The sequence below is a fragment of the Elizabethkingia occulta genome (assembly GCF_002023715.1).
Classification (GTDB): domain Bacteria; phylum Bacteroidota; class Bacteroidia; order Flavobacteriales; family Weeksellaceae; genus Elizabethkingia; species Elizabethkingia occulta.
Map to the genome: position 1 here is coordinate 199,817 of NZ_MAHX01000021.1, position 14,403 is coordinate 214,219.

Here is a 14,403-nt window from a genome sequence, read left to right on the forward strand (position 1 = left end):
GGTTTAGTTTTTAGTTAATTCTATAAACCAGTCTTCAAGACCAGTATTACTCTTTAATTCAAATATTTCGGCTTGTTGAGAAACGAGAAGGCTGTTTAGCGCTATCACTTCTTCCTTACTGCCTACAGCACATTCCAAGGTATTTTCATTAATGATTTTTGGATTGTATACAGATGGTATCTTATCTATAAACTGATGTGCATTGTTGATACCGACTTTTACACTGCTATATTGGTAAAGCGTATTCAACTCTTCCTTACTTCCCATAAATTTTATTTCACCATGAGAAATAATAGCCAGGTGTGTAATCATTTTTTCGATTTCCTGAAGCAGGTGGCTGGATATGAAAATAGTGATTCCTTTCTCACGATTTAGCTTCAGAAGCAGTTCCCGGATCTCTATCATTCCGTTAGGATCCAGTCCGTTTACAGGTTCATCCAGAATCAAAAGCTCAGGATTTCCTAATAGAGACATGGCAATGGCAAGCCGTTGCTTCATTCCCAGAGAATATTTTTTCATTTTAATATTCCGCGTATCCCATAATCCCACAAGATGTAAAACCTCTTCGGCATTTTGTTTGGGAAGTTGTCTTAGCTGTGAAAGAACCATAAGGTTGTCCCAGCCTGATAGATGATCGTAGAATGCGGGATAGTCTATAAGCGAGCCAATTTTATTGAACCCATCGGGATAAAATGTGTCCAGATTTTCACCGAAAAGTTTAATGGTTTTATTGGTGTCCGTAAGTGCCCCAATAATAAATCTCATAGTTGTTGATTTCCCGGCACCGTTTGCGCCAAGAAATCCAAAAATGCTTCCCTTCGGGACGTTAATGGTCAGATCCTTTAATATGGGTTTCCCTTTATTGAAAGAGAAGCTTAAATCTTTAATATCAATTGTGTTCTCCATAGCTTATAATGTGATTTCTTTTATTTTATCAGTCTTGGGTAAAACAGAATTGTTACAAAAAAATCAAAATCAATAATCTAATGTGGAGATATAAAAATGCAGAAAACCCCTTATTAAAAGGGATTTGTGAGGTTCAATGAAAAAAAGCTTTCTCAGAAGCTGTCATGTAGCTTGGGCGAAACATATGGATTGATATAGCATTGATAGCTAAAAAAAATCCTTCGATAGTTCGTCAGGCTCACTACTGGCTCTGCTCAGGATGACAAAGTGAAATACTTTTTACTTCTGAGAAAGCTTCAATATTAATAAAAGAAACTGAATGCTCCTTACTATTCATTCATTCGGTACCCTAATGCACCGGTTGGACATTTTTCAATCTGATTTTTTAATTCTTCAACACTAGCCTCTGCAGGCGTAATCCATGGTTTATCTTTTGGGTGATATACCCTTGGTAGTGTTTTCACACATACTCCGGCATGTTTACACTTTGAGGGAGTCCATAGAACTGTAATCCCTTTGTTTTCTGAATATTCTTTCGTTTCCATCTTATATGTTACTTATTGTTCAGTTATAAAGTTAAACTAAAAAGTAGAAATAATAAAATCCGGATTAATGCAAAACCGTGAAATGCAGAAATAGATATCAGATTGAGCTTTTCTGAATGGGTATCGTTGATTTAGTATATACAGTGTATAAACCTCACAGGTTTCTAAAACCTATGTGGTTCGATTATCAATTATTTAAAGTCAAAACTATTTGTCATATTTATGGATGTCAATTTTAAATTAACAATATCTCTGAAAGAAATAAGTCGAAATCTAATCTATTTACAGGGAGTCTCTTTTCTCCACTGACTTTATCCATTTCAGCAATTCCTGCTTCTGCGGTTCAGATAACTTCGCATTCTGATGAAGTATCAGGTAGGAGGGAAGTGGCATTTTATTGTTTTCTATCTGCTCTCTGATGGCACTTAGTTTATTTCTTTTTTTACGGCTGCTGTAATTGCCCCATTCATTAAAGTTCAGTTCCTGTTTCCCGTTGCGAATGTGTTTTTCCAGAAGATAACCTATGGGCTGAACATAAGAATAAAAAGGATAATGGGTATTGTTGCTGTGGCAGTCGTAGCACGAATTCAGCATTGTACGCTGTATACTGATAGGTGCCTTATATACCTGCATGAAATCAGAAGAAGGAGCCTGTCCTTTATCTGTATTCCGGATAGGCTGAAAAAACTGAAGAACCAGCAAAAGAATAATTCCTGCAAGGAATATTTTTTTGATTGCTTTCATTATTTTACAATTCTTTTTTTACAGATCCACAATCAGACATTTTTGATCCGTAATAGGGATTTATAATTTCTTTCTTCTCACTGATCCATACTGCACCTTTTTGTTTGTTATACATAGGGCAAAAATCCACATAAAGCTTTAGTCCTCCCGTACCGAAATTATCAGTGAGATCATTGATATCTCTGCTTAACAGCGCGAAATGTTCTCTTTGGTGTTCTACATTTCCGGCATTGGCACCAATATGTTCGGCATTTTCACGGATACTCTCATAAATATCAATAAATACTGCTTTTTTTTCCTTATCCAATGCATCTGTATTGGTAGTTTCCAGAGTTTCAAATAGTTTTTTTCCGGCTTCGGCGGTAGCTTTTCCATCGTCTTTTGCCAGTGCATTTTTTATCTCCAGATAATTGCTGATAATCTCTTTTACAGAAATCGAATTTTCAGTTTGCTTTTTTGTTTCTGTTTTATCTTCGGCACTTTGCGGCACATTGTTTTCTGGTTTTGTTTTTTTGTCAGCACAGGCTATTAAGCTCAGCCCTATAAGTGCTGTTATGATAATGTTTCTCATTTCAGAGTATGTTTTTTAGATTAATTATTTGTACCTGTTGTATTGGGCTGAAATATTATATTCAGAAGTAAACAGGTATATTGATTCGTAGTTGTCTGATTAAGCAAAGCGAGATTGCATCACTTTTTATGATGTAAATATGCTCCGGACAAAATACAATTTGGGCTATACGTAATGGAACGGACTTATTTTAGGTGTAAGCCAGATAAAAAGAAATCCTTTAGAAATAGTGTATTCAGGATTAATGAAAGATGACCTGTTATAGTACATCGTTTTTTCAAAACTGAAATTTTGTGAATCAGGAAGAAGGGTAGTGGTACAGCAGCTAAGACATTTACATTGCTCTGTACAGCTCTGGCGATCCCGTTGGGAGTTACACCCCTCACAACCATTGCAATACTCTTTTTCCGATAATCCGGTTTTATAACCCGCTTCCGATACAGGAACTATATTTATGTCACAGGCAGAAAATTGCCCGGGAATAAATAGAAATCCTAACAGGATTATGATTATGAATCGGTATTGTAACATATTAACAATAACAAATTTAAAAATTTATTTTAATTGCAAGTGCTTTATTATTTTTTCTAATAAAAAACGGACAACCCCAAAAGGATTGCCCGCAAGAAAAACTGCCGATAAAGGCCGTAGTATTATGATAAGACCCGGTATTTTTACCGGATTAATTTAAACAGCTTCCGATTAGTATAGTAACAATCTAAAAATTAATAGATGCTCCTCTGGACAATATCTTTCCGTTGGCATCTACCAGTATAATGGTGGGACCGCCTATAACGCTATAGTTTTTGAAGTTAATGCCTGCTTTGCCTTTATAATCGCAATAAGTATCTTTCCATGGAAAAGTCCTGGCCCTGTTAGTGAAGTCTTTTTCTTCCTTATCAGCAGAAATTGCAATAACACGAACTCCCTGATTAGCGAGTTTCTCATAATTTCTTGTAAGCTCCCTTAGCTGCTGGTCGCATGTAATACAGTCAACAGACTGGTAGAAAAATAAAAGTGTCTGCTGAAAAGCTTTATCGGCGATTTTTATTATTTTAGTTTTATTACCGGTACCCTCATTAGGCAGTATAAGATCCGAAGCCTGCGAACCTAATACACCTTTTGTATAGGAGGTCAGATACCCGTTGTAGCCGGATATTTTCCCGGAGGACTTTATGATGGGAACCAGAGCAGCGATGTATTCGTCCTGTCCCTGCATAGCCAGTGTTTTGGCAATTTCTTCTGCCAAAGCGGTATATAGTTTCGGAGATTTTATCCTGCCCGTTGCTTTCTGAAAATCTTCTGCAAAAAGATTTGGATTTTTAATCTCTCTTAGATGAGTACCCAGCCAGATATTGACAATCTCATTCCATTGCCCGGATGTATAGAGCATTTGCCAGTCCAGTTCGTTGGTAATGTATTCGTAGGTAGCCTTGGTAATATCTTTTGGGTCTTCGGAAAGTACCGGAGCGATGTCATTATTAATATTTGTAATCTGGATATACTGACTGATGTCTTCAGACGTGGATTTCATATTTTTCTGAAAGTTATTGTAGGCAAGGATCTCTTTTTGGTAATCCCGTTTGGTATCCTGATAACTGGCATCAGTAGGCTTAAGAGTATCTAGTTTTCTTTGCAAAGTATAATAACGGGTCAGGATAGCGCCTTCCTCAGAAAGCAGTTCTCCCATTTCACTTTGGGCTGCATTGTCGGTATCAATGATATATTTTTTTTCGGTTGTTGCCGGATCTAATGTAATACTTGAAGAGAAATCTTTACCTGCAATATACAGATCCAGTCCGCCACCCTCTGCGGAGTCATCTATCAGCCAGCGTGCGAAACCTTTGTAGGGGGCATACTCCTTGGGAATATGAAGTGTAAATTTGCCATTGGCAGGGACTCTGGCCTGGGATAAAGTTTTCTCTTCTCCTCCCTGGGAAATTATAAAAATGTAGCTGTGTCCTGCATATACAGGAGCATTGATTTTTATATTCTGGGCTTTGAAAATGCTGAAAATAAATAGGAAGCTAATTAAAAATTTCGTATTCATACACTATATTGTTATGCTAATTGTATTATGCTTGTTTTAAAAAAATTATTCATTTAAGAGAGGTTCAAGTCCTTTATAAAATAATGTGTTGTATCTATTGTAATTTATTTGCTTACAAAGCTGTTTAATAAAGCATCTATATATGGGATTAGGAAACCTTATAGGTTTTTAAAACCTATAAGGTTGAAATCCTTTATAAAATGATAAATAAAAATCTGTTCATCAACTATTTTATGTGTTATATCTATTGTAATTTATTTTCTTACAGACATTTCTTATTATAAAGCTTTTTAATAAAGCATCTATAGATGGGATTAGGAAACCTTATAGGTTTTTAAAACCTATAAGGTTAAAATCCTTTATAAAATGATAAATAAAAATCTGTTCATCAACTATTTTATGTGTTATATCTATTGTAATTTATTTTCTTACAGACATTTCTTATTATAAAGCTTTTTAATAAAGCATCTATAGATGGGATTCGGAAACCTTATAGGTTTTTAAAACCTATAAGGTTAAAATCCTTTATAAAATGATAAATAGAAATCTGTTCATCAACTATTTTATGTGTTATATCTATTGTAATTTATTTTCTTACAAACATTTCCTACTATATATGTACAATTAGAAATAACCGGTTCTGCGATTTTACATTTGAAGATTACTTTGCAATATTTTATCAATATAGTCTTTCCAGGGTTTCAAACCTAGGAAAGACTGAAGAACTCTGTTTAGATTATACTTTTCTTATACCAAAAAGCCAGATGTAATCTGGCCCTTTGGATTTATTGATACAAATTAAGATTTGAAAATATGTGCTTATGGATACAAAAATCAAAATTTTGAAGTAACCCGATACCAGCAAATGTATTTGGATTTCAACTCTCAATTTACATTTTTTATGGAGTAGGAGCATCAACTTTTATACAACGAACACTATTCAACATATTTCCAGTTGGAACAGGAGTGACTGTGATAGGATTAAGAGGGAGATCAACATTATTATTAATCAGTACATAGTATGCTCCATCGATAAGTGTTTTATCAGAAGTCCAATAAGCTCCCGATGGAACTCCAACTCCAATATTATCTCCAGTTTGATTATTATTAAGTTTAATAAAATATCTAAATCCTGCTAATGGAATACGCAATTTCAAGTTTTTCCCACTTTTACTTCTAAATTCAAAGGCTTGTTGGAAAAAGGGAATATTAAAACCACCTATAAAAGTAGAATTATTACTGTCAGTAGTACCAGATCCTGCGTATGCTCCATATTTTACAATATCATTACCACCAGATTTTAGTCCCAGCCATTCACTTCTGGTAGGAACTCTGTATCCATTACTACAGGGATTGTTCTCCCCTCCGTCCGTTACATTATCCCAATATCTGTTATTTACACCAGGACTTGTCATTAAACCTGAACCTGTTGAATTATATTCCTGAAAGGGATAATTTTTATTTCCTGAATTAGCCTGGTCGTCCACCATCGATAATCCCTGATTAGGTTTTACACCCCATGCATATTTTCCACCGGCTGCCGACTTAAGGATAACTGCTTGGGGATAAGTATTAACTGTAAAAATATCGGTTTTAAATGGATCATTAGTTCCGTCTGAGGTTCTGTCTGCACCTAAATTATAACAGTCAAATATTCTGTCTACACCATTTACACTGGCACCACATTTACCTTCAACAATATTTAAGTTGGTTTTGTATCCTGGTTTTATAATAAATTTACCCGTTACAGGCCTTGCACCTGTTGCAGTTGTTGCGATTGTTGCACTAAATGTTCCGACTGGAAGGACTCCAGCTGTTCTTTCCAAGCCTCCGTTTATCCTGACCGGAGCAAAAGTTGCATCCCCTGTTGTACCACTAATTGTAGCACTACCAAGATCTACATCACCAGTTACAGAGCCACTAGTGGCTACGTAACCTTCTTGTGTTATAACACCTGTATTCAGTGCCACAGTACCCTGAGCAAAATTGCCACCTATTTTTGCACCGGTTATACCTGTAATATTATTTGTAAAATTAACACTGGTAACCACCTGAGTGGTTTTGTGTTGCAATCTGATCGTGAAAGGATTTACGCCCATATCTCCGTTAGGTTTGAACTCTTTATATTTTCTGTACATAAAGTCCAGCTGAAGATCTGTAGCTGGCGTTAGATAATCGTAAGTAATGCTGGGAGCATGTCCTGGTAAAGTAGGTGTTCCGTTGGAATATACCACAAGATCATAGAGAGCATTGTGGGTCAATTGTAATTCAGTACCATCAGTCGACTTTAGAGTTCCGTCTGTCTGTACAAGATAATCTTTTTGTGCCTGTATATCAGTAGTACTCCCTGCAGTGTAAGCAACAATTCGTACCCTTGCTCCGGGTTTAAGGGGAAGGGGAGAGATATTCCCATCAGGAATAGTTGGTCCACTAGCAGCTACTGCATTGGATTTTGTATGAGTTGGGGAATTTTCTGTAACAGCTTCTATAGAGATAAATGTACTGGGATCTATCATTGTAGTACTTTGCATTCTGATGTTGTCTGCTGCTACATTCATTCTGTTGGCAGATGCCTGTGGCTGCGGATTACCAGTCTGGCTTCCATATTCCACGCCATCCAGTTTTACAGAAATAGTTACGGGACCTCCTGTTGCCAAAGTATTTTCTGTATCATTGGTACGACAGGAAGTGGTCCATAGAAATGAGGTTACGGCTGCTAAAGTTGTAATTCTTTGTATCGATTGTTTCATTTTTTCGTTCATTTATGTATTTGGAATTGTTTAGTAAATAACCGGTACTTCTTGTGTATCTTCATGTTCCCATTCAGTTTGCGTGTTATCGGGTTTTGGAGCTACAATAACCGAATTGGCGGCGATACCATATTCCATTTCTATTAAATCCATCGTTACGGTAGGAGGCAGGTATTCCTTTTTAGAATTGTCTTTGTTGGTCTCATTTTTTTCCATCATTTTGTTTAATTTTAATATGTTAAAAAGTTACATTTCATATCCTTCCGAAAAGCAATTGTTTCCGGTAGTTCGTTATAATTAATTAATCAGATTTTGCCCAATAGTATATGGGGTAGAATACTTGTTTAGCTAAATAAACAAGCTTTGTACATAGTTTTTTTTATCATCATTTTGTATATGTTTTCATGCATTGCAATAAATGCCGGATGCAGTTTATAATTTTGTGTTTTTGGGACCTGTGCTTATTTCACTTTTCAGTGAATGAATAACGCGTGTTAGTCTTGGTACAAAGATGAAATATTGAGATAATAAAAAAAATGACAGATATGTGTCATTTTTTTTGATATTGTTTTTTAATTATTTATAGCATACAATATTTTATTTAGGGATAGCCAGTTTTCTTACTCTTTTATAGAATAAATTGACTTTTTTAAATTCTGATGAGAGCAAGATTGAAGAAATCCCTGTGGACATAAATACAGCTGTAATAATTGGCCCTGCAGAATTATCCGGGGATGATGAGCCTGCCAATAAAATAACCGAAAATAATATCCCTGCCATACTTACTAAAGCTATCTTTCCCCATTTTTGATGTTCATGTCTTTTTAGATCTATCGCTGTACCCGTTAGTATAATGGATCTTAGAAGAGAAACAAATCCAATATAAAAGACAACAGAATCGCCTGTATAGAAAAACAGGTAAATAGCCATACCTAGAATAAGTATTCCGTATACCATATACCACCCCCAGCCATTGATGGCTTTACGATTGCGTAAAGTGAATAATAATATGGTAAGTCCAGATGTTATAATGGTAAGTCCGGAGACTATTTTAAAACTCATATAACTGTCAGCGTATAAAGAGAAAATCCAGATACTGGCAATAATATAAATAATACCATTTATTAATGGAAGGTACCAGCCTTTTAAAGGCATTTTTATTGTTGTATTGAAAGAAGCAGACATTCTATAATAAAGTTTAACCGAAATTAAATAGCTGTTACATAAAAATGGGTAAACCCATAGGTTTACCCGAAAACTGTTAACTAACAAAAAATATGATCTAATTAACGAATCCGGTACTCTGCCGAAAGAGATTAACAGTTTTAAGTAAAAAGTGATTAATTGATTTAAAAAAATGAGTGTTTTCAGAAAAAAACCGGGCGGAGAATGATGATGATGAGTCCGCCCGACAACCTTATGGTTTCACAAACAAATGATTTTGATTTTTTTATCCCAAGTGTGTATTTCTGAGAATCTATTGTTTATTTATTTTACGGGAATGTAATTTTTATTCAGTATCAATGTACAGTTTAACCCGTATAATTCTATATCCTGCAATTGCTGAAGCAGGTTTTGCTTCTGGGTATTTATTCTTTTCATTATTTGTATTTGTTACGTGCAAAGGTATAGGATGGAGATGTACAACGAAATAACAGATATGTGTCATTTTTTATAACTATTTTTTTAATGAACATCAATCATAAAGGCAGCTATTATAGCTGCCCGTGAAAAAAACTGTAAACAGTTATATAAACAAATAGGTATTACTGATTTAGAATCCTGATTATATATCAGCTTTATATTCGATATAATAGCCTAAACCATGAATTCAAAATTAGGTTTTATTACCATGCTATTAAATAGCATATATGTGTCATTTTGCGGTCAAATTACCAATTGATAACCCACAATAACATTATTTATATATGATGTTATTTACTTTTATAAAAAATTTCCGTGAAAAAGATCAAACCGATAAATTCTGATAAGTTTTTTACTTCAATATCTGTTAAAAATGATAGTAAAGAAATATTATATTATGATTATTTCCAAAGTACAATAGAACAAATCCGTAATTATACAATAGGACCATATTTTTGGATCATTTCAAATAATTCCAAAATGAAGATTGAATCTATTAGTGATGCTGTAGAGCAACTGACCCCTTATACGAAGGAAGAATGGATGGCTTCTGCTCCTCAATTTTTTATTGAAGCATTTCACCCTGAAGACAGAGCCTACCTGATGGCTGCGTTTGCATTTGCTGTCAAAATGAGACTTGGAATGGATGAAGAAAGAAGAAAGCATCTCAGAATTAATTTCTATGCAAGAATGCTGGATGTGGATTGTAACTACAGATGGATTCTTTTGAATTCCCCAAAGATTTACATAAATGAAATGAACGAAATAGAAGCTTCTTTAACTGTTATTTATGATTTGTCACATTTGAATATTTTCAATTTTCCTCTTCTTACGGCAATGGATCAAAGTAATCGAAAAGTTCAGTATTATAAACATTTTGACAGGGAAATAAAGAAAGTTGGCGAAGAATTATCAGCACCGGTTATTACCAAACGTGAAAAAGAAATTTTAAGTCTTATGATCCGTGGGTTTAATACACCTCAGATTTCACAGCAATTATTTATATCCTATTATACTGTGGAAAATCATAAACGTAACCTTAGAAAGAAAACCCAAACCAAAACATCCTCCGAACTTATTGCCTTTATAATTAAATATAACCTGTTATTTATTTAATTATGTAGTATTTGTATTGAAATAAACCCATTATTATTACATCTCTTATAAAATTTGATCGGTATTTTTTACTGAAAAAATGACACATATCTGTCATTTCATGCCTTTTATAGCTTCAATACTATTGCAGGACAAACACTTGTATGAAAAGAATACCTGCAATTAATATCCAGCACTTTGTGGAGGGTATTAGAATAAATGATGGAAATAATATAAATGATAATAAAGATTATTTTTCTTATTTCTCGGATGCTATTGATAGGGCAAAGAATTTTGCAATAGGTCCGTTTTTTTGGTTTATTCCAAACAATTATCAGTTAAAAATCAAATGGGTAAGTAATAATGCCGGCATGCTTACACCTTACAGTAATGAGGAATGGTACAACAAAGGGCCTGAGTTTTTTGCCGATCAGCTGCATCCGGACGATCGGGATTATGTTTTGTCAGCCTGCATTTTTATTTATAAGATTTTTGCAGACACCAAAACGATAAATAAAGAAAATTTTGTATTTAATATATACGCCCGGTTTCTGGACAGGCATAAGGAATACAGATGGAGGGTTATACAAGTCGCAAAGATCTATATGAATGAACAGAATCAAATAGAAAGTGCATTGCATATTATCTATGACCTGTCGCATTTACAGATCAAAAACATGCCTTTACTTTCACTGGTAGATATAAATAATAACCATGTTCAGTATTTTAAAAGCTTTGAAGAAAGTATTGAGCCTGAGTATGTTGATATACCAGTAATAACCAAGCGCGAAAAAGAAATTCTCCAGTTAATGGCACAGGGAGATAATACCCCTATAATTGCCCAAAAACTATTTATATCTTATCACACAGTACAAAATCATAAAAGGAATCTGAGGAAGAAAACGAATACTAAAACATCTTCGGAGCTTATTGCTTATGTGATTAAATACAATATATTATTTATCTCCTGATATAGTATTGATATATAGTATTCATTTATTTTTTTTTGATACAATAATTAATCTGATTCAGGAATGTTGTAATGCCTTTTTATAAACCTGCAATGCACGTTGTCTTGCTACATCATGCTGTATTATAGGAGGCATTATATTTTGTTGAAAGCCCGGATTCCATTTTTTTATATATTGTAAATCTTTGTCAAATTTCTGCGTTTGGGCTGTTGGATTAAAAATCCTGAAATAAGGTGCTGCATCACAACCACAACCCGCTGCCCATTGCCAATTGCCATTATTGGCGGACAAATCATAATCGAGAAGTTTTTCCGCAAAATAAGCTTCACCCCAACGCCAGTCAATAAGCAGATGTTTGCATAGGAAGCTCGCAACAATCATTCGTACTCGGTTGTGCATGAAGCCTGTAGAGTTGAGCTGCCGCATACCGGCATCTACTATCGGATAGCCGGTTTCGCCTTTGCACCAAAGCTGGAATTCTTCTTCATTATTGCGCCATTCAATATAATCGTACTGAGTTTTAAAGCTTTGGTGAACAACCTGAGGGAAATGATAAAGAATCTGCATAAAGAACTCCCTCCAGATAAGTTCTGACAGCCATGTATCGTTATGTTTAACCGCAAAAGAAACACATTCTCGTATCGAAATAGTGCCGAACCTTAAAGCGATGCCTAAGTGAGACGTTTTATCTAAAGCCGGAAAATCTCTATACAAGCTGTAATCTTTTACAATTTCAAGATCGGGTTCGGGCTTTTGGAATACAAAATCTGTTTTTTTGAAACCAATATCTGATAAAGCTGTAATTTCCTGTGGGACAGCTTTATAAAGACTGTTTAAATCTGTTTTTGCTGCTGTATAATGTTCCGGCTGAAGCTCGCTTCGCCATTTTTTAGCATAAGGTGTGTAAATAGTGTAGGGAAGGCCATCTGTTTTTACAATTTCAGACTGATCGAAAATAACCTGATCTTTGAAATCGTAAAATCGAATTGCATGTTGTTCTAAAAATGTTTTTACAGCCTTATCTCTTTTTATTGCCAGAGGCTCATAATCTCGATTGCAGTATACAGCTTGTACCTGATATTGTGTTATAATTTTTTTAAAAACTTCTAAAGGCTTTCCATGGTATACCTGAAGAGTTGAATTGTATTTATGAAGTGTATCGTTAATTGATATTAATGCCTGATGTATATAATCGACGCGACGATCACAGGGATCATTTAACTGATCGAGAATCTCTCTGTCAAAAATAAATATAGGAATTACCGGTAAACCAGAAGCTAAAGCCTGTTGTAATCCCTTATTGTCTTCTGTACGTAAATCTCTTCGAAACCAGTAAATAACAATTTTATTTTCCATTTGCAAAAGGATTATTTTTATCCTGCTTCACCCATATTAATTTTGAGGTATCATAACCAATTGATTGAGCTTTTTTCAGGTATTCTTCCTTAATATTCTCAGGTATTGATTTTTCACGCGAAAGTATCCATAGGTATTTCAGATTTTGTCCTGCAACCAAAGCATATTTGTAATCTTTATCCAGGGCAATAACATTGTAACCCGCGTAAAAAGGTTTGAAAAAACTCACCTTCAGCGCAGCAGTTGTTTTATCGTTTCTGAATTTAGCACTGCCAATTGCAGATTTCCATTCTTTTGTTTCGGTATTGTAACCGCTGTTTAGAACTTTAATTTCTCCGTTATCTTTAAAGCTGTAGTGTGCCGTTACATTGTCTAGATTCTTTTCAAACTTATAGTCGAATCTTGCAATCTCATACCAGGTACCGAGATACCGATTTGCATCAAAACTTTCAATAGGCTTAGCATTTTTTGGAATATTGGAACAAGATGATAGGAATGCCAGTATGGTAAGCGTAAGAGCTGTACCGAGTATAATTTTATTTTTCATTTTATACTGCTTTATAGTTATTTTCAGAAACTTTGTCCAGAAGTTCAGATGATTCTATATTCTGAGTAAATATGGGATGGTGAAATTCATTGAGTTTATTTAATAATTCAATCAATTTCATTTTCTCTTTATATGTAAGATTTCCTGCCACAATTTGTGTAGCCTGACGTATTTTTTCCATTTGAGCATCCAAAGCATGTAATCCTTCTGGTGTAATTCGAATAATTTTGCTTCTCTTATCCGTTTCAGAGTCTGATTGTTCTATCCAACCCTGTTGAAGAAGTCTGTTGATAATTTGAATTCCGGCAGGCTTTTCCTGAATGTTCTTTTTAATAAGCTCCATTTTTGTCATACCACCAAAAGCCCTGAGGTTAATGAGATATATAAATTCTTCCTGCGTAGAGAAAGCAGAACCAAATATTGCGGATTTGGAATAAGTTTTGGCATAACGGTTCATATGTACCAGCAACGTGCTGATTACACTTTCCGGCGTCCTTTTATTCTCTTTTCCTTCCCAATAAGGTTCGGTAAAAGACTCTTCTTCTGTTACCTGATTTGCAATCCAGCTCTTAAAGCTTTCAATATTGTGATCGTACTGATTTGTTTTTTGTATTTCAGTTTCAAATTGCTCAATAAGTTTTATAGTATCTTTTATTAGTGTATAATCCATGGTAAAAGAATATTTAATAGTATTCAAATATACTAATTATTCACCATTAAAGTATATTTTTGTGCTTTTTAATTTTATTGTTTTATATAAAAACACACCTATAAGGACAGATCTATGAAAAAGGCTGTATTCAGATGACTAAGCTAAATACGCCTGACTTTAGCTTAGAAGTTATCATATTGATTTTATCAAGACATATTCATTTACAAATCCTTCAGCTATTCAGCATAATAATAAAGCTGTTTAAACTTTTTTATTAAACCACAAAAGCCACAAAAGCTTTATTTTAAATACTTTAGTGTTTTTTTAAGTTTAAATACTTTGCACATAGAAGTTCATATAAACTTTTAAAAATTTTTGATTTTTATTCTTTTTTGAGAACTTTTATCATATCTAACATCTGTACAGGTAGCTTTTGTTTCTTTTGATATTATGCTTAAAATGAGTTTTAAGCATAATTATTTATACTTTTAATGTCCTGCTAAAAAGTTTAAATAAGTTTAATGTAAAATACATTTGAATTTGATGACTGATGGATACAAAAAAGGAAAGCA

The 14,403-nt window shown here is 34.2% G+C and carries 13 protein-coding genes; 2 read left to right on the top strand and 11 right to left on the bottom strand.

From position 1 onward, the window contains the following. Positions 1-3: 3 nt before the first annotated feature. From BAZ10_RS17930 to BAZ10_RS17970, 8 genes are all read right to left on the bottom strand, one after another. The gene (locus tag BAZ10_RS17930) at positions 4-906 is read right to left on the bottom strand and encodes an ABC transporter ATP-binding protein (RefSeq protein ID WP_078773208.1); all 903 of its coding nucleotides are present in this window, start codon (positions 904-906) and stop codon (positions 4-6) included. Positions 907-1,235: 329 nt separating this feature from the next. After that, a complete protein-coding gene (locus tag BAZ10_RS17935; protein WP_078773209.1) occupies positions 1,236-1,451 on the bottom strand; it encodes a (4Fe-4S)-binding protein in 216 nt (71 codons plus the stop codon). A 282-nt stretch (positions 1,452-1,733) separates the two neighbouring features. Continuing rightward, a complete protein-coding gene (locus BAZ10_RS17940; RefSeq protein WP_165690107.1) occupies positions 1,734-2,195 on the bottom strand; it encodes a heme-binding domain-containing protein in 462 nt (153 codons plus the stop codon). Between the two features lie 4 nt (positions 2,196-2,199). Continuing rightward, positions 2,200-2,766, bottom strand: coding sequence for a DUF3347 domain-containing protein (locus tag BAZ10_RS17945; protein WP_078773211.1), 567 nt, complete (start codon positions 2,764-2,766; stop codon positions 2,200-2,202). 718 nt (positions 2,767-3,484) lie between these two features. Then, positions 3,485-4,816: a peroxiredoxin family protein gene (locus BAZ10_RS17955; RefSeq protein ID WP_078773213.1), complete on the bottom strand. Its 1,332-nt coding sequence runs from the start codon at positions 4,814-4,816 to the stop codon at positions 3,485-3,487. Between the two features lie 899 nt (positions 4,817-5,715). Next, positions 5,716-7,566 (bottom strand): fibrobacter succinogenes major paralogous domain-containing protein, encoded by a 1,851-nt coding sequence (locus BAZ10_RS17960; protein WP_131828799.1) that lies wholly within the window; start codon positions 7,564-7,566, stop codon positions 5,716-5,718. A gap of 30 nt (positions 7,567-7,596) precedes the next feature. Beyond that, the gene (locus tag BAZ10_RS17965; RefSeq protein WP_078773215.1) at positions 7,597-7,785 is read right to left on the bottom strand and encodes a hypothetical protein; all 189 of its coding nucleotides are present in this window, start codon (positions 7,783-7,785) and stop codon (positions 7,597-7,599) included. A 378-nt stretch (positions 7,786-8,163) separates the two neighbouring features. Continuing rightward, positions 8,164-8,751 (bottom strand): hypothetical protein, encoded by a 588-nt coding sequence (locus BAZ10_RS17970; protein WP_165690108.1) that lies wholly within the window; start codon positions 8,749-8,751, stop codon positions 8,164-8,166. A gap of 939 nt (positions 8,752-9,690) precedes the next feature. Between BAZ10_RS17970 and BAZ10_RS17975 the strand changes: the two genes are divergently transcribed. Together BAZ10_RS17975 and BAZ10_RS17980 are read left to right on the top strand one after the other, a co-directional pair. Beyond that, complete coding sequence (locus BAZ10_RS17975) at positions 9,691-10,326, top strand: LuxR C-terminal-related transcriptional regulator (protein WP_245803865.1); 636 nt, start codon at positions 9,691-9,693, stop codon at positions 10,324-10,326. Between the two features lie 143 nt (positions 10,327-10,469). Beyond that, positions 10,470-11,276 carry a LuxR C-terminal-related transcriptional regulator gene (locus BAZ10_RS17980; RefSeq protein ID WP_078773217.1) on the top strand — a complete coding sequence of 269 codons (807 nt, stop codon included), beginning with the start codon at positions 10,470-10,472 and terminating at the stop codon, positions 11,274-11,276. Positions 11,277-11,333: 57 nt separating this feature from the next. On the opposite strand, the gene BAZ10_RS17985 is transcribed toward BAZ10_RS17980, so the two are convergent. Genes BAZ10_RS17985 through BAZ10_RS17995 form a run of 3 tightly spaced genes read right to left on the bottom strand, consistent with a single transcriptional unit; the run spans position 11,334 to position 13,849 of the window. After that, entirely contained in the window at positions 11,334-12,632 is a 1,299-nt protein-coding gene (locus BAZ10_RS17985) for a cryptochrome/photolyase family protein (protein ID WP_078773218.1), read from the bottom strand. Then, on the bottom strand, positions 12,622-13,179 hold the full coding sequence (locus BAZ10_RS17990; protein WP_078773219.1) for a lipocalin family protein: 558 nt from the start codon (positions 13,177-13,179) through the stop codon (positions 12,622-12,624). Before BAZ10_RS17990 ends, BAZ10_RS17985 begins: the two co-directional genes overlap by 11 nt. 1 nt (position 13,180) lies before the next feature. Beyond that, positions 13,181-13,849, bottom strand: a complete 669-nt coding sequence (locus tag BAZ10_RS17995) for a MarR family winged helix-turn-helix transcriptional regulator (protein ID WP_078773220.1) — start codon at positions 13,847-13,849, stop codon at positions 13,181-13,183. Positions 13,850-14,403: the final 554 nt, after the last annotated feature.

Coding starts and splice junctions, on each gene's coding strand:
- BAZ10_RS17930 (WP_078773208.1), bottom strand. CDS start 906: ATGGAGAACACAATTGATATTAAAGATTTAAGCTTCTCTTTCAATAAA.
- BAZ10_RS17935 (WP_078773209.1), bottom strand. CDS start 1,451: ATGGAAACGAAAGAATATTCAGAAAACAAAGGGATTACAGTTCTATGG.
- BAZ10_RS17940 (WP_165690107.1), bottom strand. CDS start 2,195: ATGAAAGCAATCAAAAAAATATTCCTTGCAGGAATTATTCTTTTGCTG.
- BAZ10_RS17945 (WP_078773211.1), bottom strand. CDS start 2,766: ATGAGAAACATTATCATAACAGCACTTATAGGGCTGAGCTTAATAGCC.
- BAZ10_RS17955 (WP_078773213.1), bottom strand. CDS start 4,816: ATGAATACGAAATTTTTAATTAGCTTCCTATTTATTTTCAGCATTTTC.
- BAZ10_RS17960 (WP_131828799.1), bottom strand. CDS start 7,566: ATGAAACAATCGATACAAAGAATTACAACTTTAGCAGCCGTAACCTCA.
- BAZ10_RS17965 (WP_078773215.1), bottom strand. CDS start 7,785: ATGATGGAAAAAAATGAGACCAACAAAGACAATTCTAAAAAGGAATAC.
- BAZ10_RS17970 (WP_165690108.1), bottom strand. CDS start 8,751: ATGTCTGCTTCTTTCAATACAACAATAAAAATGCCTTTAAAAGGCTGG.
- BAZ10_RS17975 (WP_245803865.1), top strand. CDS start 9,691: ATGAAGATTGAATCTATTAGTGATGCTGTAGAGCAACTGACCCCTTAT.
- BAZ10_RS17980 (WP_078773217.1), top strand. CDS start 10,470: ATGAAAAGAATACCTGCAATTAATATCCAGCACTTTGTGGAGGGTATT.
- BAZ10_RS17985 (WP_078773218.1), bottom strand. CDS start 12,632: ATGGAAAATAAAATTGTTATTTACTGGTTTCGAAGAGATTTACGTACA.
- BAZ10_RS17990 (WP_078773219.1), bottom strand. CDS start 13,179: ATGAAAAATAAAATTATACTCGGTACAGCTCTTACGCTTACCATACTG.
- BAZ10_RS17995 (WP_078773220.1), bottom strand. CDS start 13,849: ATGGATTATACACTAATAAAAGATACTATAAAACTTATTGAGCAATTT.